Source organism: Kiritimatiellia bacterium (genome assembly GCA_018001225.1).
GTDB lineage: Bacteria > Verrucomicrobiota > Kiritimatiellia > CAIQIC01 > JAGNIJ01 > JAGNIJ01.
Genome location: JAGNIJ010000024.1, coordinates 17,449 through 36,022, shown reverse-complemented (window position 1 = coordinate 36,022; position 18,574 = coordinate 17,449). Strand labels below are relative to the sequence as shown.

At 57.1% G+C, this 18,574-nt stretch carries 16 protein-coding genes; 6 read left to right on the top strand and 10 right to left on the bottom strand.

All coding sequences use genetic code 11. The features are described from left to right. Window positions 1–137: 137 nt before the first annotated feature. The 3 genes from KA248_09495 (at window position 138) to KA248_09485 (ending at window position 1,508) form a co-directional block, all read left to right on the top strand. Window positions 138–506, top strand: a complete 369-nt coding sequence (locus KA248_09495) for a hypothetical protein (GenBank protein ID MBP7830137.1) — start codon at window positions 138–140, stop codon at window positions 504–506. Next, on the top strand, window positions 506–649 hold the full coding sequence (locus KA248_09490; protein ID MBP7830136.1) for a hypothetical protein: 144 nt from the start codon (window positions 506–508) through the stop codon (window positions 647–649). Before KA248_09495 ends, KA248_09490 begins: the two co-directional genes overlap by 1 nt. A gap of 412 nt (window positions 650–1,061) precedes the next feature. Further along, window positions 1,062–1,508, top strand: a complete 447-nt coding sequence (locus KA248_09485) for a hypothetical protein (protein ID MBP7830135.1) — start codon at window positions 1,062–1,064, stop codon at window positions 1,506–1,508. A gap of 220 nt (window positions 1,509–1,728) precedes the next feature. Here the strand turns inward: KA248_09485 and KA248_09480 are convergent, their stop codons facing one another. Beyond that, window positions 1,729–2,139, bottom strand: a complete 411-nt coding sequence (locus KA248_09480) for a putative toxin-antitoxin system toxin component, PIN family (GenBank protein ID MBP7830134.1) — start codon at window positions 2,137–2,139, stop codon at window positions 1,729–1,731. Next, window positions 2,136–2,387 (bottom strand): ribbon-helix-helix protein, CopG family, encoded by a 252-nt coding sequence (locus KA248_09475; protein MBP7830133.1) that lies wholly within the window; start codon window positions 2,385–2,387, stop codon window positions 2,136–2,138. Before KA248_09475 ends, KA248_09480 begins: the two co-directional genes overlap by 4 nt. Before the next feature lie 458 nt (window positions 2,388–2,845). Here KA248_09475 and KA248_09470 point away from each other — a divergent pair, with 458 nt between their 5' ends. Further along, entirely contained in the window at window positions 2,846–7,300 is a 4,455-nt protein-coding gene (locus KA248_09470; GenBank protein ID MBP7830132.1) for a hypothetical protein, read from the top strand. A 44-nt stretch (window positions 7,301–7,344) separates the two neighbouring features. On the opposite strand, the gene KA248_09465 is transcribed toward KA248_09470, so the two are convergent. From KA248_09465 to KA248_09435, 7 genes are read right to left on the bottom strand one after another with little or no spacing between them, the layout of a single operon-like run. Further along, window positions 7,345–9,771 (bottom strand): hypothetical protein, encoded by a 2,427-nt coding sequence (locus KA248_09465; GenBank protein ID MBP7830131.1) that lies wholly within the window; start codon window positions 9,769–9,771, stop codon window positions 7,345–7,347. 49 nt (window positions 9,772–9,820) lie between these two features. Then, window positions 9,821–10,756 (bottom strand): prepilin-type N-terminal cleavage/methylation domain-containing protein, encoded by a 936-nt coding sequence (locus tag KA248_09460; GenBank protein MBP7830130.1) that lies wholly within the window; start codon window positions 10,754–10,756, stop codon window positions 9,821–9,823. An 11-nt stretch (window positions 10,757–10,767) separates the two neighbouring features. After that, window positions 10,768–11,301: a hypothetical protein gene (locus KA248_09455; protein ID MBP7830129.1), complete on the bottom strand. Its 534-nt coding sequence runs from the start codon at window positions 11,299–11,301 to the stop codon at window positions 10,768–10,770. A 7-nt stretch (window positions 11,302–11,308) separates the two neighbouring features. Further along, window positions 11,309–12,034 carry a prepilin-type N-terminal cleavage/methylation domain-containing protein gene (locus KA248_09450; GenBank protein ID MBP7830128.1) on the bottom strand — a complete coding sequence of 242 codons (726 nt, stop codon included), beginning with the start codon at window positions 12,032–12,034 and terminating at the stop codon, window positions 11,309–11,311. A 14-nt stretch (window positions 12,035–12,048) separates the two neighbouring features. Then, on the bottom strand, window positions 12,049–12,669 hold the full coding sequence (locus tag KA248_09445) for a prepilin-type N-terminal cleavage/methylation domain-containing protein (protein ID MBP7830127.1): 621 nt from the start codon (window positions 12,667–12,669) through the stop codon (window positions 12,049–12,051). Between the two features lie 41 nt (window positions 12,670–12,710). Continuing rightward, window positions 12,711–13,259, bottom strand: a complete 549-nt coding sequence (locus tag KA248_09440; GenBank protein ID MBP7830126.1) for a prepilin-type N-terminal cleavage/methylation domain-containing protein — start codon at window positions 13,257–13,259, stop codon at window positions 12,711–12,713. Continuing rightward, complete coding sequence (locus KA248_09435; GenBank protein ID MBP7830125.1) at window positions 13,256–13,768, bottom strand: prepilin-type N-terminal cleavage/methylation domain-containing protein; 513 nt, start codon at window positions 13,766–13,768, stop codon at window positions 13,256–13,258. Before KA248_09435 ends, KA248_09440 begins: the two co-directional genes overlap by 4 nt. Window positions 13,769–14,007: 239 nt before the next feature. Here KA248_09435 and KA248_09430 point away from each other — a divergent pair, with 239 nt between their 5' ends. Continuing rightward, complete coding sequence (locus KA248_09430) at window positions 14,008–15,327, top strand: M48 family metalloprotease (GenBank protein MBP7830124.1); 1,320 nt, start codon at window positions 14,008–14,010, stop codon at window positions 15,325–15,327. A gap of 117 nt (window positions 15,328–15,444) precedes the next feature. Next, a complete protein-coding gene (locus KA248_09425; GenBank protein MBP7830123.1) occupies window positions 15,445–17,652 on the top strand; it encodes an ATP-dependent RecD-like DNA helicase in 2,208 nt (735 codons plus the stop codon). 115 nt (window positions 17,653–17,767) lie between these two features. On the opposite strand, the gene KA248_09420 is transcribed toward KA248_09425, so the two are convergent. Beyond that, the gene (locus KA248_09420) at window positions 17,768–18,511 is read right to left on the bottom strand and encodes a ribonuclease H-like domain-containing protein (GenBank protein ID MBP7830122.1); all 744 of its coding nucleotides are present in this window, start codon (window positions 18,509–18,511) and stop codon (window positions 17,768–17,770) included. Window positions 18,512–18,574: the final 63 nt, after the last annotated feature.

Below are 18,574 nucleotides of genomic sequence, written 5' to 3'. Positions count from 1 at the left end.
CCAGATAGCCGACGTGACGCCGGCTCTACCACTGCGGAACGCTTGGGGTATATTACTCTACGGGGACAGGGACCATGAAACGAATGTCCGGAAAAGCGCTTGACCTGATTCGTTCAGCATTCTTCTGGTCGCTTGCCGTGTTATGCGGGACTGCCGGCCCGGTTCGCGCCCAGACCTCCGCCTACTCCGAGGTGAACATCGCCGGTTCGTTCAACGGCTGGAACACCACCACCCACAAGCTGACCCTGATCGCCAACAACACCTGGCAGGGCGATTTCACGCTGACCAACCGCTCGTTCCAGATGAAATTCGCCACGCCCGCCTGGGCGCACGACTGGGGCGAGATCAACGCGCCGAACACGAACCTGCCGATCTCCGGCACGGCGGAGTACAAGGTCAACCCGGGCGACATCTCCGTCACCAACGCCGCGCTGGCGGTGGTGCGGTACTGCGCTGGCCGGCGATCAGCAACCGCTGGTACGAGGTGTGGTGGAGCAGCAACCTGATGCTGGGCACCGAGGGCTTCACCGTGCCGGTGAACACGAACATCACGCTGCCCGTCGGCGCGAACTTCATCACCTTCACCGACTCCGTCGTCGGCGTTGAGGGGCGCGGGTTCTACCAGATCCGGTCCCGGACCGGGCCGTAACAGGCAAGGAGCATGGCCGCGAGCACAGAGGCCCAAATCCTCGCTTAAGCCCTCGGACAGATCATGGGAGCATGGGCAAGACGCCTGGGATGGCGGCGACGGAGGCCCGTCGCCCTCCACGAAGGGTCATCGAGACTCACGAGATGATTCTTGTTGGAGGGCGGTCGGCCCCGACCGCCGCGTAGGCTGCGGCGAGCAGACCGATTTGCCGTACAGCCAAAGCGCCTTACGCGCGGATTCAGGAGAGGGCTGGCTTGTCGCCGACACTGAAGGTATACTATACCCATGATAATGAAAGTGGCAACCATCAGGACATTGCGGGAAGCATCCTGTCTTGACGATCTCAAGTACTGGCGGAGCCGTCCTGCCGCGGAACGAATCGATGCGGTTGAACTCTTGCGACGAGAAGCCCATGGAAGTGCAGCCAGACTTCAAAGAACTGCTCGAATTATTCAACGAACTCAAGGTTGAGTATCTCATCGTCGGGGGCTATGCCCTTGCCTTCCACGGTGCGCCGCGCTTTACCGGAGACCTTGATATCCTTGTCCGGCCCGGCGCAGAAAATGCCGCACGGATTCTTCAAGCGCTGAAGCGCTTTGGCTTTGGCTCGCTGGCTCTATCGGAGCATGACTTTCTAAAGCCGGACCAGGTGGTCCAACTGGGGGTGCCCCCGGTCCGAATAGATCTGATCACCTCCATCACGGGAGTCTCATGGGAAGAAGCCAATACCGGCAAGGTTCAGGGAACCTATGGCGAGGTTCCTGTTCACTATATCGGCCTTCGGCAGTATACCGTGAATAAGCGAGCCAGTGGCAGGAAGAAAGACCTTGCCGACCTGGAAGCCCTTGGGGAAGAATAGCGAGCCGGGGGGAGCATGGGGCGAGGAGTGGCGTACTCGCGTCTATCCCAACACGCTCCTGAATTCAACGAATGGTTAACCCCAAGGACACGGAGGCGGGCATACATCCTCCCCTGTGCCATCCGTGGTTCCGTTTTTAACGCAAAGGCGCGAAGACGCGGAGGAAGCGGAGGCGCGGATCACGCGGATGATATTCGATAAAGAAAGAAAGGCAGCGAATTCAATCCATTTCGCTCAACGCCTCCGCCGGAGCAAGAATGCGGATGCCTTTCCATTCTTTAAGATTCAGCAGGTGGGCATCGCCGGTCACAATGATGGCAGCCCCCGCTTCGAGGGCGCACGCCAGCACGGCATTGTCATCCGGGTCGTCCTTGATCTCCTGAACGGCCGTCTTCGGCTCCACCACGCGGCAGACATGGGTCAGTTCCTGGATCAAAAGCAGGGCCTGTTCCGGTGTCAACCCGAACTTGGGCCGCTGAACTACTTCGCGAATCTCGTCCAGGATCTCCAGGGATATGAAAGCCGCCGCCGCGCCTCCTATCACCTGCTGCAGCACCCGCGCCGGAGGCCCGCCGAAAAAGACCGCCGAGATAATCACATTGGAATCCACGACCAGTCGGGGCGGACTCATGAGCTCCGGGCCTTTTCCCTGCGCCAGGCCCGGATTTCGCCGGCCACATCCTCGGGGGTCAGCCCTCTGGCTTTCGCCCTATCCCGCCCCAGGGCAAGGAGTCCGGCCCAACGCTCGCGGCGCTCGATATACGCCCTGGCGGCCTCGCGCACAAAATCGGACCGGCTCCGGGCTTCTTCCTTCGCCACCCGGTCGATTTCATTCAACAGCTTACTCTCAAATGAAATATTGACGGTTACTGCGCTCATGGCTTCTCCCTTTGTTTCAAGGAGAATATACAAGGTTTGTATTACACCGTCAATAGCAAGGCAGGAAGCACCCATGCCCATCCGTGTTCATCCGTGGTTTCTCCGAGCTGCCCCTCGGCGAAGATGCTGAACCTCGGAGTGGAACCCGCGGATCACGCAGATGGACGCAGATGAGGGAACCGCGACTAGACGCGAAGGGGGGGATCCTTTTCGGGCCTTTAGCGTGTTTCGCAGCCCCCCCCCTCCTTGTCCTTTGGGGCGCCACCACCTGCGCGATCCGCGTGATCGGCGGGCGTTCCCCTCCGCGTCTTTGCGCCTTTGCGTTGAAATCCGATTGCCCGTCAGTTCTTCTTGCCCTCTGCTGGGTTGCGGGGTATGTCTTGATCCAGATAGCCGGTGTGATGCCGGCTCTACCAGAATGGGCCGGATGGGGTATACTACTTACGGGGAAAGTCGAGATGAAGATACTCGCCAGAATAACGCTCAACCTGGATCGTTTTTTTTCCATCTCGGTCCTGTTTGCAGGTCTTGCCTGCGTTAGCCCTGTTTGGGCCCAGACCTCCTCATACGCAAGAATGGCTACGGCGGGCAGTTTCAACAACTGGCAACCACTAGCCAACATGGTGTTGGTTTCAAACAATACATGGCAAGGTGACTTCGAAATAACCACAAACAGAACGGAGTTTAAGTTCGTGGCAAATTCAGCGTGGAGCACAAATTGGGGCGAGACTGATCAGGCGACCTTTGCCGCCCCGCTCTCGGGAACGGCTGAGAAAAGCCCACCCGAACCCAATAACATCATTTTGTCAAATGGAATCGCGGGTCGATACCACTTTATATTTAACGACGCCACTCGGCAGTACACCGTTAAAATGCTGTATGCCGCTACTTCAGGCGTCAATCTGCTCAACAATCCCGGATTCGAAGTACAAGGCTCCAATGATTCTGAAGCACGCCATTGGCAGTGGGGTGTGCCAGATATGGACGGCGGCAAATGGAACAACGCATACCGGCGCAATTGGCGCAGTCGCAGCGGAACTTGGATGGGTGTCGTACAGGGGCAGTGGAGCCCCACCGACCCCACATCGGGAGGCTGGTGGCGTCAGGTTCCGGCTTCCCCCGGATTGACGTACGAGGCACGAGGTTGGTTTTACGGAGACAACGAATGGACAAGCGAGGTTCAAGATATCAAGTTTGAATTCTATGGGGCCGCCACTAATCTAATCGCGACAACGGTAAGCAATATAGTGGGAATTTCGAATTTGGAGTGGCGCGAGCGATCAGTGAGGGGTGATACGCCGGGTGGAACCGTATACATTCGCTTGGTCATCACTTGCGACAGCGTGGGTGCTGCCGGCGCGTTTCAAATTGATGATCTTGAGCTTCGCCAGATCTCCTTGAGAAACCAGGATTTTAACTCGTGGGGGGCATACACTTTTGATGCTTGTCACACCCTTGACGACTGGGTTCTTTGTACCGGTCGAACCGTGGACGTTTTGTCAAATGGATTTGTGACCCAGGAAGTGGCTCGGTCCGGTTACGCGGCCAGTCTCGCGTCAACAAACGGTTCATCGCAAGGCGGCTATGTGCAAAGCCCGCGCATGGACAGCGGCATGGGTACCGTGCACTTCTGGTATCGGAATGGTTTTGTCGGAGAGGAGGATGACCTCACGGGGCCTGTTGCCTTCAGAGTCCAGACTTCCACGGATGGTATTTCATGGGACACGGTGGGGACGGTGACCAATGTTCTTACGCTTTCTTACGTGGAACACTCTCAATTCATCTACATCGAGCAGCCCTCATGGGTAAGAATACAACATGCGGGCGGAACAAACAGGCTCTTCATTGACGACATTGTCATTGACGATCCTGCTGACATACCAAGATACATGGATTTCAACTCTTGGCCGGACAGCGGCACTAATCTGGGCCAGCATACATACTTGGACTGGTTGGTTCAGACAGGCCGTGTATGGACCATTAATGCCATGGAGGGCAAATCGGCCTTCTTGCCGGGGAGCACTACCACAATCAATCATGTCCGAAGCCCTCTTTTCGATAACGGCTATGGTGCCATCAGCTTCCAGTATGCCCGCGGCACAAATGGTACCGGCCCCGCGCGTTTGGGGCTGCAATCCTCGACGGATGGTATTTCCTGGACGACTCTGGATGTTATCTCCAACATCTTAAGCTCTTCTTACAGCGAATATACCCGCTATTTCTACAATCCGGTCGGAAGCTATGTGCGTATTTGCAACTTCACTAATCCGCCAGGAGCGGCAGGGAACGTCTTAATTGATGAGGGTTTTTCCGGGGGCCGGGCAGCGCCACCGCTTGGGTGGACATTCTCTGGTTTGGGTTCCGACTACACGTCAACCGATTATTCCGGTCGTGATATCCCCGGCCTTAAATTTGACACAACAGGTGATCGAATCATTACTCCGGCATTAGCGAATCCAACCAATATAAGCTTCTTTCTCCGTGGGGCGTCAACCGGCACTTCGAACAACCAATTCCTCGTCGAGGCTGCCGTGGCAGGCGTATGGAGCGCTTTAACAAACATCTCGCCCCTGCCAACAGCAAAAACCACCGTTTCACTGCCCTTGTCCACGAGTGTCACCAATGTGCGGTTTACGTATACCAAGGTGTACGGTAATGCGGCCTTTGATGATGTCATTGCGCTATGCCCTCCATCGGCTCCCGGGACGCTTCAAGACTTACTGCTGGATCAGGTTAATATTGCTGCGCCCAGCCTGTTGCGCTATCAGAATTTCGACTCCTGGAGCAGATCAAGCAGCTACGGAGACTATGAGCGGGATGGGTGGACCGTTCTGAACGCGATTATTGAGACGAATGGGGCGTACGCAGGATTGGCGCCTCGAATGCGGGACACCGGCTCCCGATCGATTACAAGTCCGTGGCTGTACGAAGGCCTTGGCCCTGTCAGTTTCTATTACCGCTGCTGGGATACTACACCCGTAACTTACCTGTTTCAAACGTCTACAAACGGCACAACATGGATAACCCAGGACTCTATTTTAATTTCATCCCCTACTTACTCTTTATACTCGCGCTATTTCACAATAACCAATGGCGTTTATGCGCGGCTCTTTTGGACAAACGGAAACAGGCAAGTCTATTTCGACGAAATTCAACTCGGCGCGCCACAGCCCCCCGCAGAAGTCATCTTCAACGGCTGGCATGAACCGGAGACCCCGTTTACCAACGACGCGGTCACGCTCTATGCCACAGCTTTCGCCCGCTACGGCGCACAGAATGTCTCCGTGACGTCATACTATCGGCTTGGTACTTCCGGAGTGTATACCGTACTGCCCATGACTCTGCAGGAAGGCATCACGTACGTGGCTACCTCTGCGATAGCCCCAAGGCCGCGCGGAACAACCGTGCAATACTATATGCGTTGCGACTACACGGGGCCCGGGAGCGAACTAACAGCACCGAAGTATTATCCTCCCGGCGGGCCCACAAGCCCGGCGGCATATTTTGTCCCTCGGAATGAATCCGGGCGAGTATGGATCAACGAGATCAACTACATGAATGGGAACTGGTTCTACGACGACACCAATGAATTTGTTGAGCTCTGCGGGCCTGCCGGGCATGACATAAGCGGATGGAGGGTCGCTTTTTATATCAGCGACCCTGCTTACACCGGCGTCACCTTTAATTACTACGCCTCCTATACTATACCACAGGGCACAGTATTATCGAATATGACTAATGGCTTTGGATTCTACCTTCTTGGCGACCAGCCTGTTATGAATGTCAATCAGCATTTCGCTCATACAAATTGGACATATCTTAATGATGAAGATGATCAGATATCCGACGGCGCGTGGCCAAGCGGAATCCGTCTTTACAACGAAGGCGGCGGTATCGAACAAAGCATTTCATACGCAGGTCCGATCACAAACTTCACTCGTGTATACGCCGAAGAAGACTGGCGATATAGACCTGATCCTAATGCCCTCCAACTGGCAGGAACCGGGAGCGTATACGACGCGTTCAATTGGAGGACCAATGAAATGACTCCAGGCGCCGCCAACGCAGGACAGTCGTTGGTGAGCGCTGGGCCGGAGGCGCCAACGGACCTTACAGCCAGCGATGGGACGTATACCGACAGGGTCCGCTTGCAATGGAGCGATGTCGCCACGGAGACAGGATTCACCATATGGCGGAATACCAGCAATCACACCCCTACAGCAGTCGGCATTGGAGTAAATGACGCTGGAGTGGTCCTGTACGATGACTTTTCGGCATCACCCGGCCAGCTCTATTTCTACTGGGTTATTGCAACCAACGCGATTGGCACGAGCACTTGGAGCAATGTGGATACCGGCTACCGTCGCCTTGTCGCGCCGCTTAATCTTGCCGCTTCGGATGGGGCATATACCAACAAGGTTATCCTAACCTGGGACAATATAGCCGGCGAGACGGGCTATGGAATATGGCGGCATCCAAGCAGCGATACTAATGCGGCGATCTGCATTGCCGGTGTGAATGCAGATGTATTAATATATGAAGATTTCTCTGCTGTTCCCGGACAGGTGTATTACTACTGGGTTCGCGGATCGAACTCTAGCAGCGCCAGTATGAGCGATTTCAGTCTTCCGGACACGGGATCAGCCCTGCTGGATCTTGTTCCGCCGGATGTAGATATCATCCGGCTCGTTAGGAACACAAATGTGATAATCTATGCATATGGCAACACCGGAGCCACCCCATGGGTCATTCAGCCATATTTTTCCACCAATCTCCCCACGACTGTTCTGACGTGGCAGCCTATAACACAGTGGAACGGCACTCTTTCGGGCGGGACCAATACGGTCTGGTTCGATCAACCCCAGTTGGGTAGCAGGCCGTACTTCTTCCGCGTTCACTTTACCAAGCCGTAGTAAATGCAGGGGCTGCCACGGGCAGGCGGCGTGAGTGGTCCCGCTTAATCTTCAGCGTCGTCAAGGTAACGGAAGATGCGGATATATGCTTCATGACGCTCATTCGGGCCGGGGAAGGGATCGCGCCAGAGAAGGGCAACGGCCCTCCGCTCGCTGGTAATAATATCCGTATCATCCCCGTCCCACTGCCCAATGGTATCACGATCGGTTAAGGTCTGGGCTACCACAATGATCGTGAATAGATTCTGATTCGGATTGAAAATCCGATAGGAGTTTGCAATCAGTGATTCTTTTTCATTGTTCGTTAACCGGAAGACGCCATCCTGATCCGACAGTGGCCCCTTTACCGAAAACGCGCGCGATGTCACCCATCCCGCCGCGCTGTCAAACCGATTGCTGGTGGCAATATTTCTGTTCGTGTTGATTTCCCACATCCCTTGCACGATCACGCGGGCCATGTCGTTTTCAACAGTTCTGTTCGTAGGCCCGCCCGGGTACGCCAACATGGGTGTATCGCGAAAAGCTGCAATGAGGACATTCGTGTACGTAGTATTGGGATTGATCGAACTCGTGCTGTTGGTCCATGTTTGGGGGAAACGCCCCTTAGACGGATCATCTCCAAACGGGCCGCACCGATACCTGGCAAGAAGCTGACGCCCTCGCTCTGAAAACAAATCAATGCTGTTCCACCGTTTTGCCGAATCAGGAGTTGATGGATCAATGCCCGTGGGAATATATCCCAACTCGGCTACAGAGCCGATCGAGTTATTCCGACAATACAAGGGCAGGCCCTCCACATCACCGCCTACGGATTCATTGAAAGATTCGACCTTGTTCATGGCACCGATGGTGGGCTCGCTAGGCGTATCCCAGCCGTCCTCCACATGGTTTATGCGCGGATCGTTCACCGCAAGAGCCCCGACGGCAGTCATATCAAGCTCCGCTGGCGGTATTAATAGAGGCCGCGGAAGAGGGTCAATGCCCTTGCTGGGTAGATCAATATTATCCACCAGATGGCTGTCGGTGGCATCCTCCAAACTAATGCTAAACGACTTAATAGATTGCGGGTTGGCCTGTGCACGTACAAATGGCGCGACAGGAGACAACACAAACTCATACCTTGCGGTCACAGCGACAAAGCGATTAAGCGTCCATGGTCCATTGATTGTGAATGCTTTACTAGCGCCATTATCTGCTTGAGGAAGCAACTCGACGACCTCAGCGATAAGAGGCGGCGGCGGCACGGGATTAACCCTTTGAACAGCTACAGGTATCTTTGCGCTTCCAGCGTCAGAGCCCCTGAACTTCGGGGGCTTCACCGTTACCTCATAATCATGGACATTCGTATAAGCCCACGGAAACCACAGCTCAACCCTTACCTCGTGCGTGTACCGAAGCTCAAGTGTAGCGGGGAGATATTGAAATTGGTGCGCCGATTGAATCTCGTTGATCATAGGCACCGGTTCACAGCACGGAATGTCCAAAGCCTTTGGCTTGAAATCTGTGTCAATGTAGTCAGAGAAACACTGGGCCATATCAGAAGCGTTTAGATACCCCAACTCTTCAAATGCTGTTTTGGCATCCGCCTCGACCCAATCCTTAATGTCATCGGCTGGCTTCCATTGTTTCGACTCCCAATCAAACCATCCTCGATCATAGCAGAGCGAATAGGATTGCAGATTGTTTAGGTTTGTGCTACTTAGGGCACTGCCTTCATCGTATTCAGAGCGATTGTCAATACCATCATTCAAGAAGAGAATTTCGGGGAACGTGCCAAACCTATGGTAAAAGCCGAGGTTTGTGTGGAGATTCTCTATACTGGTCACTTCCGGAAGATACTTATAGTTGATTTCATTGAGTACGGAGGTGCCCCCGCCTCTGACGGCATCTCTGTTGACCATGTGGACATCTAGCGGCCCCGTGCAATCAAGGGCCACATAAGCATACCGCCCCAGGATGGGTTTTAAACCATTCAGATTTGGAATTGGATCAATAACCGCTATCCACTCCGCATTCTTGGCGATATTTGAGGCCTGCAGTTCCGGGAATCCTGGATTCACAAAATAGCGCCGGGGTATCCAATCTAATACTTCACCGCGGATCAAGGGCATGCTCGAGCCCAAAGCGCCACCCGCTTCTTCCTCCGAATCTCTCGCCACGGATTCATACACCGAATAGACCAAAGGGACTGATATGAGTGGCTCTAGCGAATTGTCCGCAAACCGATTCGACCACATGCTTCCATGAAGATCCGCTACTGCTCTGTTCAGCGCGTTTTGAACAAAGTGCTGTGATCGAGTGCCGTCTTTTGCGTATTCGGCAACGAGTCGTTCGGTGCGCACATTGATGGAAAGGGCCACGGCCAAAAGCACCAGAACAGACAGTATCGCGAGGACGACAACCAATGCGATACCCCTTCGCGAATCGGCCTGGACTTCCGAGCATACCGATTCTTTCCACGCTCGCTTCATGTCTTGCTCTCCAGAGAAGATCTTGCGTATTCTTCTTTCATCCTGAAACTCAATAGGTATAGGGTTGCCTTCTCTGCGCATCCGCCATGCGGGGTACGACCCGCGTCCACAGCACGCTGGAGTCCCGGTACAATATAGACCAAGCCTGCTGACTGTTCCCCCCTTGAAATGCCAACCACGCCTTGCGCATGGCATCATCGCTGGCCACCTGCAAGTAAATGTCAAGGTACGCAGGCGGCGTATTCGATGGATAGGATTGCCCTGGCCCCAATTGCATGTTTTCCAGGCTGGTGTATCTAACTTGATATGTATCAGCGTTGAACATTGTAATGGGCGAAAAGCTGGACAATTCACGTCCTTCTTCGTTACACGCCCAAATATCAAATCGGACAACATTATTCAGCATTCTCTCGGCTGCAGGCCTGTTTCTATTCCACCAGACCGTGTCAACCCCTAGCAGGTCTACGCGATTCGTGGGTGGGTTGAGACTCGGTCGGCGAATCGTATTTGGAAAATGCACGCCTCGCATCAACTGAAAGCTACCATAATCTAGTTCTTCATCCTTGTTGTAACGAACGTAGTAGTAAATTGCTTGATAGGAGCGAGTAGCCGCCGGCTGATTAGCGTCCGCCAAGGCCGCACTTCCCGGCTCAATGGGTTTGCCTGCCAAGGTCATGAAAGCAATGCCGTCAAAATCCCGGCAGATATTTCCCTCAACATCAAGGTTGAGATCCCCGCCCTTGGCCAAGGTCGCTCGCTCGTCCACCACCATCCCCTCCAAGTCCCGCCGGATGACTTCTAACACAGCCCGGGCTTGCGAATTGCGCGCGACGGTTGTGTTTCCCCTCTGAAAGGCTGCTGCCGATTCATTAAACACTCTGATCAAGGCCAGCGTCAGAATAAGAAGCACGGCCATGCCGGCTAGCACCTCAATAAGGGTAAAGCCCGGCTTCTTGCACGGCTTTATTAAATCAGGAATTATCATTTGCGGCTTCCTCACTGCATCGGAGCGTACGACCGGTAAAAGACCACGCTTCCGCTAAGATTATGATTCGCCGCAGCGGCCGCTACAACATCGCCCGGCCAGACCTTGAGCCTTGCGTATTTCATCCCGCCTCCGGACCCGATGTTTAGCAGGTACGTAAATCGCGCCGCGGCATAGCCTTCCACTGTTACTCCATATTCACTCCCAAAGTACCTTGGCTGCCATTCATAAAGCCGAACAGCCCCCGCATCCACATAAAGGCCACCGCCAAAGGCATCGGTACGGAAGACTGCATTTGTGAGGGCGTGGGTGCGCGGGATCACCCTCTCCTGCTCGGCCAGTTTTGAGAAGTCTGCTGTGGCCACGACCCACAGGCTATCCAGAACATAGTCAGCAAACATGGACATTTCGGTGAACTCCGTGGCCGCCCGGCTCATTCGCAATGCCTCGGGGAAAAGCCCGAAGGCAGCCATGAGTCCCAGCGTCGCGACAAGTATGGCCAATGAGAGTTCAATCAACGAGTAACCCTGTTTGCTCGTTTTCATAAAATAATCAGTATTTTTTCACATCTACTACGCCGGTGATTTCAAAAATACGGACAATAGTACCTGTTGTGTTTTCCGGGATGATCCATGTCGGCATTATCTCGCCTGGATTGCGAACGCCGGGTCGAATATACAGATGACTGTCTGTCTGGCTCCACGTGGCGCCACCCCATAGTCTTGATTGCCCGTTAGGCGAAAACCTTACCGCTGGTATAGCCCTTGGAGCACCTGAATCATTGGGGAATGGAAATCGCGCGTTGGAAGCTGGTGTCCAGCTTTCGAACACATTATTCCCCTTGCCCGTCTCCGTCTCTTCGAAGTAGAGCCCTTGTGGTAATGTTTTCCAATCGGTGACATACCGCGCAGTTTCAGTACTTTGCCCTGGAGTCACTTCGACAACCGCATAAGAACGCAATGCATATTCCTTGAAATCATCCGGATAATTGACAAATGAACCAGGGAAAAGGATATATACATTCTTTCGGTGAGTAATGGCATGCTGTCTGGCCAATCGTAGTGTCGTTACCAAGGTCGGCACGCCGGTGGAAATCCCACGGTGCATCATATTATTGAAAACAGGTACACCCACAGCAAAAAGAGAGGCAATAATAACAATGACTACCAACAGTTCAATGAGTGTGAAAGCTTGCCGAGACATGCCTTGTAAAAGCTCGGCGCCCAGTTGAGCATGCCATCTTGCTGCTTCCATCGATGGACGGTCTCTTTTCTTCATGGAAGCTTACCTTCTTAATTCCAACTGTTAATATCGTCCTCGTTGCGGGGCAGTCCGTCAGGCCCAACCGACCAGGCAATCACGTTATCAATGATAATCGTTCCTTCGTATCGGATAATCTTTCCGTCTTGCCTTAATTGGCCCTGGTCATCCGTTAAATCAAAAAGGAAACGATAGGGCCGGCCCCATGGATCAACCAGCGAGCCTTCGCTGTCCACGGCGTCGCTCCTGTAGCCCATGAAGCCAATTCTCTTTGGATTATACCTGACGCACACTGATGACATGTTCAATGAATCCACGGAGGCGTCAGGGTACATCAGGTCGTTCATCACAACGCCCGTCATCTGCATCCCCTCGGAATGCTCCAAGGCGTTGTACTCATCACCGCTCATGTTGAATAACTTCCCCCCCTCGACTGGCCAACGCCCATACTCATTGTAATAGGCCTTCCACGCATTGGCAACGCTCTTTGCTTCGGCAAGAGCCTTGGTTTTCTTGCCGCTTGTCAGAAGCGCACTAATAGCCGGGAAAAGAATGGCTGCCAAGATACCAATGATGACCATAACTACGAGCAACTCAATGAGCGTGAACCCGTTGCCCCGTAATCGCCCCCTGCGCTCTGCTTGCCGCCACATAAGGCTCATTCGTTCCTCACGTATGCTTAACCACTCGTTCATTACCAAGACTTAATTACCGTATCCACGGAGACCGGCGGCGGCCCCAAGGAATACGCGCCCACGGTGATGCCGGATAAATTCACTGCCCCAACCGTCGGGAGATCGGCCTTAATCGACCCATCATAGTTATTATCTAGAACAATGTAATACGGGTTATTCCAGGGATCGACAAAGTTTCCATCGAGCATGGAATCGGGCGAAACTTGAAGGAAAACAATGCGGCGGGGATTTGCGGCATTTGTAGCCTGTGTTAATATGCTTATCACTGCGGCTTGCGGATTGGGCGCATCTGCTCCACCGAAAACAGGATCCTGCCCGGCCCCCACGGGGAGCGTAGTTGGCATACGTCCGTATTCTGTATAGAAAGCCCGGGCTGCATTGGCAATCGAGGCAACCTCGTTCTGTGTACTGGCGATTTTGGCTTTTTTTATGGCGCCAATGACCGCTGGTTGCAGCAGCGTAGCTAGCACGGTGATTATCGCGATCACCACAAGCAGCTCGATCAGTGTAAATCCATTGTTTCTCATATTCGCCCCGTCGTTAGTCACATGTCTCCGGACCAATTGCTTATGAACTGCGAAGGATCATCGGGAGAAGGGCCTCTGGACCAAAGGTCATAACCAAATTTCGAGTTATTGTGCGGCGCGTAATAGGGACTGCCCGACGGATTGTGATAATACAAATAATCATTCCCCCATGGATCTTTAAACGTTGTCACCTCTTTCGGGTCTGTAAGGCCCTTAATCACTAGAAAAGGTTGCAGTCCATCCGTGACTTGCGGATAACGCCAGAGGTGGTCCACAAGGTTTTTGCTCGCATTATCATTGCTAAGGTCGGTGTTCCCCGGATAACGGCCATATTGTACGCGATACTGCTCCAAGGCATTGCGTATCGTCTCGATATCCGCCTTTGCACGAGTCAAAGCCGCTTTTCGTCCCGCGTAGCCAGCCAATCCCAAAACCATCGAAGTCAGTATTCCGATAATAGCCAATACCACCATCAACTCTATCAGCGTGAACCCTTTACGCCCGCCCCGAGCCTGTCTTTGCGGTCTCATGACGGCCTGCCTCCAATCCGCGGAAGCCCTTCTCTTCCTTCCACTAACTAACGTACCCGGCCCGCGGCCGGAAGTCTAATGAAAACGGGAGATCCACCGCGGATTTCGCGGATGGGCGCGGATATCAAGCGCTCGCGCTTTGACCATTCCCCTTTGCGGGCTTTGCGGCTTTGCGTTAAATCCGCTTCCCCCGCTGTCCCGGCTGGAATACCATAGCGTCGGTAAATGACGAGGTGCCTATGACAGACAGCAACCTGCGCCCGATATCCCGCCGCGAGTTCCTGGCCCTGTCCGCCCTGTCGGGGGCGGCGGTGCTGACCGGCTGCGCCACGAACCCGGTGACGGGCAAGAAGGAACTGATGTTCATCAGCGAGGCGGAGGAGATCCGCATGGACTCCGAAGCGGCCCCGCACCAGTTCTCGGCCGACTACGGGCCCGTGGAGGACCCCGCGCTGAACGCCTACCTGGCCCAGGTCGGGAACAGCCTGGCGGAGCGGTCGCACCGGCCGGGCATGCCCTACACCTTCCGCGTCGTCAACGCGTCGCACGTGAACGCCTACGCCTTCCTCGGCGGCAGCATCGCGGCGACGCGCGGGATCATGCTGGCGATGGACGACGAGGCGGAGCTGGCCGCCCTGCTCGGGCACGAGCTCGGGCACGTCAACGCCCGGCACGCGGCCCGGTCGATGACCAGCGGCATCCTGGCGCAGGTCGCCGTGGCCGCCGCGACCGTCGCCGTGGCGGAGAAGAACGAGGACTGGGCGCCGGTGGTCGCCGGCCTGGGCGGCATCGGGGCCGGCGCGCTGCTGGCCCGGTACAGCCGGGCCCACGAGCGCGAGGCCGACGCGCTGGGCATGGAGTACATGGTGCGCAGCGGGTACAATCCGCAGGGCATGATCGGCCTGCAGGACATCCTGGTGAAGATGTCCCACGGCAAACCGAACGTCATCGAGCTGATGTTCGCGACGCACCCGATGAGTCAGGAGCGGTACGATACCGCCGTCAAGCGAGCGCGGTCCGAATACAGCGAATCCGCCAGCCTGCCGCTCTACCGCGAGCGGTACATGGACAGCACGGCCGCCCTCCGGAAACTCCAGCCCACCGTGGACGATATCCAGAAGGGCGACAAGGCCGTGAGTGCGAAGAAGCTCGAGGAGGGGCTCGCCCACTACAAGGCCGCGCTGCAGAAGACGCCGGACGATTACGAGGCGCTGCTGAAGGCCTCGAAGGTCTGCCTGGCCCTGAACCGCCCCGCGGACGCGCAGTCCTACGCCGCCGCCGCGAAGGCCGCCTACCCGCAGGAGGCCCAGTCCTACCACGTCGAGGGCATGGCGGCGCTGTACAACAGCCGGTACGACAAGGCCCTGGCGGACTTCAACCACTACGACCGCATCCTGCCCGGCAACCCGAACACGACGTTCTATTCCGGGTTCGCCCTCGAGGGCATGGGCCGCAAGGCCGAGGCGTCCGCGAAGTACAAGGCCTACCTCCAGGCCGTCGGCGAGGGCGCCGAGGCCCAGCACGCCTTCAACCGGGTCACGCAGTGGCAACAGTGGTAGCGGGGGCGAAGAGTGAATGGTGAGTGGTGAATAGTGAATGGTGTTGAGCACACGCGCCTGCCGATCCCGTATATTATTCCCACTATTCACCATTCACCATTCACCATTCACTAACCCATGCCCCCCACCCCGCCAGCCCGCCCCGCCGAGCCCCTCTCCGGCACGATCGAGCGCGTGACGTTTCACAGCGAGGAGACCGGCTTCGCGGTCCTGCGGGTGAAGGTCAAGGGCTTCCGCGAGTTGGTGACGGTGGTCGGCACGCTGGCCGACGCAAACGCCGGGGAATGGCTCGACGCCGCGGGCGCCTGGGTGATGGACCCGCAGCACGGCCGGCAGTTCAAGGCCGCGGAGCTGCGGACGACCCAGCCGGACACGCTGGAGGGGATCGAGAAGTACCTCGCCTCGGGCCTGATCAAGGGCATCGGGCCGGTCTACGCGGGCAAGCTGGTCAAGGTATTCGGGCGCGAGGTGCTGAATATCATCGAGAACCAGTCCGCCCGGCTCGAGGACGTCGAGGGCATCGGGCCGATCCGCCGCGCGCGGATCAAGGCGGCGTGGAACGAGCAGAAGGCCGTGCGCGAGATCATGACCTTCCTGATGAGCCACAAGGTCAGCACCTCCCGCGCCTTCCGCATCTACAAAATGTACGGCGACGCGGCCATCGAGCGCGTGCGGCAGGACCCCTACTGCCTCGCCCGCGACATCCACGGCATCGGCTTTAAGACGGCCGACCAGATCGCCTCCAGCCTCGGCGTCGAGCCCACCTCCCCGCTGCGCGCGCGGGCGGGCGTGGAGTACGTGCTGCTGGAGCTGACGGACGAGGGACACTGCGCCTTCCCGCGCGCCGGCCTGGTGGAACGCGCCGCCGCGCTCCTGGACATTCCCGCGGAAATCCTCGAGCGCGCCGTGAACGAGGGCCTGGAGACCGGCCGCCTGGTCGCCGGGCAGGACCGGCACGGCGAGCCGCTGGTCTACCTGGCCTCGCTGGACCAGGCCGAGCGGCAACTGGCCCGGCAGATGGTCGAACTCGCGCGCGGCGCCCACCGCTGCCCGCCCATCGACATGGACAAGGCCCTGCCGTGGGTCCAGGACCAGATCCGGATGGAGCTGTCGCCCGAGCAGGCCGAGGCCGTCAAGCTGGCCGTCGAGCGCAAGGTCATGATCATCACCGGCGGGCCGGGCGTGGGCAAGACGACGCTGGTCAACGCGATCCTGAAAATCCTGCGCGCGAAGAAGGTCAAGGTGGTGCTCTGCGCCCCGACCGGGCGGGCCGCGAAGCGGATGACCGAGACCACCGGCCTCACGGCCAAGACCATCCACCGTTTGCTGGAGTACGATCCGAAGACCGGCGGCTTCCGCCACGATGCCGCCCATCCGCTCTCGGGCGACGTCTTTATCGTGGACGAGACAAGCATGATCGACGTGATCCTGGCCAACCAGCTCGCCCGGGCCGTGCCGCGCCACGCGGGGTTCATCCTGGTCGGCGACGTGGACCAGCTGCCGTCGGTCGGACCCGGCTGTGTCCTGCGCGACCTGATCGACTGCAACCAGTTCCCCGTCTGCCGCCTGACGCACATCTTCCGGCAGGCCGCCACCAGCGCCATCATCACCAACGCCCACCGGGTCAACGCCGGGGAGCTTCCCTTTTATCCGAAGGAGAGGACGACCGAGGGGCCGCTGTCCGATTTCTACTTCATCGAGACCGAGGAGCCGGCCGCCGCCTGCGACCGGGTGGTCAGCCTCGTGGGCGAGGCCATCCCGAAGCGGTTCCACATCCGGCCGCAGGACATCCAGGTCATCACCCCGATGCAGCGCGGCGAGCTAGGCGCGCGGAACCTCAACCTGCGCCTCCAGGCCGCGCTGAATCCCAGGGGCCCGGCGATCGAACGCTACGGCTGGACCTTCCGCGTCGGCGACAAGGTCATGCAGATGGAGAACGACTACGACAAGGACGTCTTCAACGGCGACATCGGCCGCATCACGGGGCTGGACGAGGAGGAACGCGAGCTCAAGGTGCGCTTCGACGACCGCGAGGTGGCCTACGACTTCCAGGAGATGGACGAGGTCTCGCTGGCCTACGCGACGACGATCCACAAGAGCCAGGGCAGCGAGTATCCCTGCGTCGTGATCCCGATCCACACGCAGCATTATATCCTATTGCAGCGCAATCTATTGTACACGGCGATCACTCGCGGCCGGAAACTGGTGATCGTCGTCGGCACGGTCAAAGCCATGGCCATTGCCGCGCACAAGGTCGAATCGCACTCGCGCGTCACGACGCTGAAGGACCGGCTGCTCGAATACGCCGGAACCCAAACAGACTGAACCACGGAGGAAGAAGAATGGCCCGCAGATCACGCGGATTTATCAATCATCTGCGTCTATCTGCGTAATCGGCGGGCATCTTCCGCTCTCCTCCGTGCCTCCGTGATCACCGTGGTTAAATCCCCGTCTGTTTCTTCATATTCTCGAAGACGTAGCGCGCGAGCGGTTCGAGGTTCCTGACGTCCTCGAGGTTGTACTCGACCAGGACCTCGAGTGATTTCCTGCGTCCGGCCTGGTACTCGCTCCAGAGCCGGACGGCATCCCAGCCGTCGAGTCCGCGTGTCTGCTCCGACCGCTCGATCCCGAAGGCCTGCTCGATACGTTTCAAGCCGCCGGCGTATCCCAGCTTCTTGAGCGGGAAGCGGAGGTCGAGATGGATGTGGTTGAACAGGTTGTGCCGGAACCGCTGGCGGATCAGGGGCATGTCGAAGGCGGCCCCGTTGAACGTGACGACCAGCGGATGGGCCTCGATGACCTCGAGGGCCTGGTCGAGGTCCCGCCCCTCGACGAACGCGCGCGCCTCGCGCCCGTCGTACACGCCAATCACCGTGATCGCGTCCGGCCCGACGTACCCATTGGTCTCGATATCCACGTAGAGGGCTTGTTCCATGAGGTCGCCCAGCGCACGCCACTTGTGGGCGGACGGCAGGCATTGCTCGAAGTGTCGCCAGTCGCCGGCCGCGTAACGCCGGATGGATTCCTCCACGGTCGGCGCGACACGGTCATAGCGGTGGCCGCACAGCTTTCCGCACCCGTGGGCGTCCAGGAACGCGGGCCAGTCGACGATTCCCTCCCGCCAGAACCGCCGCTCGCGGGTCTCGCCGATGCCGGGCAGGTGGAGGAAGGTTTGCTGGAGCATGGGTCTACCGTAGGGGCGTCGCTTGCGACGCCCGCGGGCCCTGTAGTGAAGCGAAGCGCGTAC

What these genes read in the sequence shown, in the direction of transcription:
- KA248_09490 (MBP7830136.1), top strand. Translation starts at nt 506, where the DNA reads ATGCTGGGCACCGAGGGCTTCACCGTGCCGGTGAACACGAACATCACG.
- KA248_09485 (MBP7830135.1), top strand. Translation starts at nt 1,062, where the DNA reads ATGGAAGTGCAGCCAGACTTCAAAGAACTGCTCGAATTATTCAACGAA.
- KA248_09480 (MBP7830134.1), bottom strand. Translation starts at nt 2,139, where the DNA reads ATGAGTCCGCCCCGACTGGTCGTGGATTCCAATGTGATTATCTCGGCG.
- KA248_09475 (MBP7830133.1), bottom strand. Translation starts at nt 2,387, where the DNA reads ATGAGCGCAGTAACCGTCAATATTTCATTTGAGAGTAAGCTGTTGAAT.
- KA248_09470 (MBP7830132.1), top strand. Translation starts at nt 2,846, where the DNA reads ATGAAGATACTCGCCAGAATAACGCTCAACCTGGATCGTTTTTTTTCC.
- KA248_09465 (MBP7830131.1), bottom strand. Translation starts at nt 9,771, where the DNA reads ATGAAGCGAGCGTGGAAAGAATCGGTATGCTCGGAAGTCCAGGCCGAT.
- KA248_09460 (MBP7830130.1), bottom strand. Translation starts at nt 10,756, where the DNA reads ATGATAATTCCTGATTTAATAAAGCCGTGCAAGAAGCCGGGCTTTACC.
- KA248_09455 (MBP7830129.1), bottom strand. Translation starts at nt 11,301, where the DNA reads ATGAAAACGAGCAAACAGGGTTACTCGTTGATTGAACTCTCATTGGCC.
- KA248_09450 (MBP7830128.1), bottom strand. Translation starts at nt 12,034, where the DNA reads ATGAAGAAAAGAGACCGTCCATCGATGGAAGCAGCAAGATGGCATGCT.
- KA248_09445 (MBP7830127.1), bottom strand. Translation starts at nt 12,669, where the DNA reads ATGTGGCGGCAAGCAGAGCGCAGGGGGCGATTACGGGGCAACGGGTTC.
- KA248_09435 (MBP7830125.1), bottom strand. Translation starts at nt 13,768, where the DNA reads ATGAGACCGCAAAGACAGGCTCGGGGCGGGCGTAAAGGGTTCACGCTG.
- KA248_09430 (MBP7830124.1), top strand. Translation starts at nt 14,008, where the DNA reads ATGACAGACAGCAACCTGCGCCCGATATCCCGCCGCGAGTTCCTGGCC.
- KA248_09425 (MBP7830123.1), top strand. Translation starts at nt 15,445, where the DNA reads ATGCCCCCCACCCCGCCAGCCCGCCCCGCCGAGCCCCTCTCCGGCACG.
- KA248_09420 (MBP7830122.1), bottom strand. Translation starts at nt 18,511, where the DNA reads ATGCTCCAGCAAACCTTCCTCCACCTGCCCGGCATCGGCGAGACCCGC.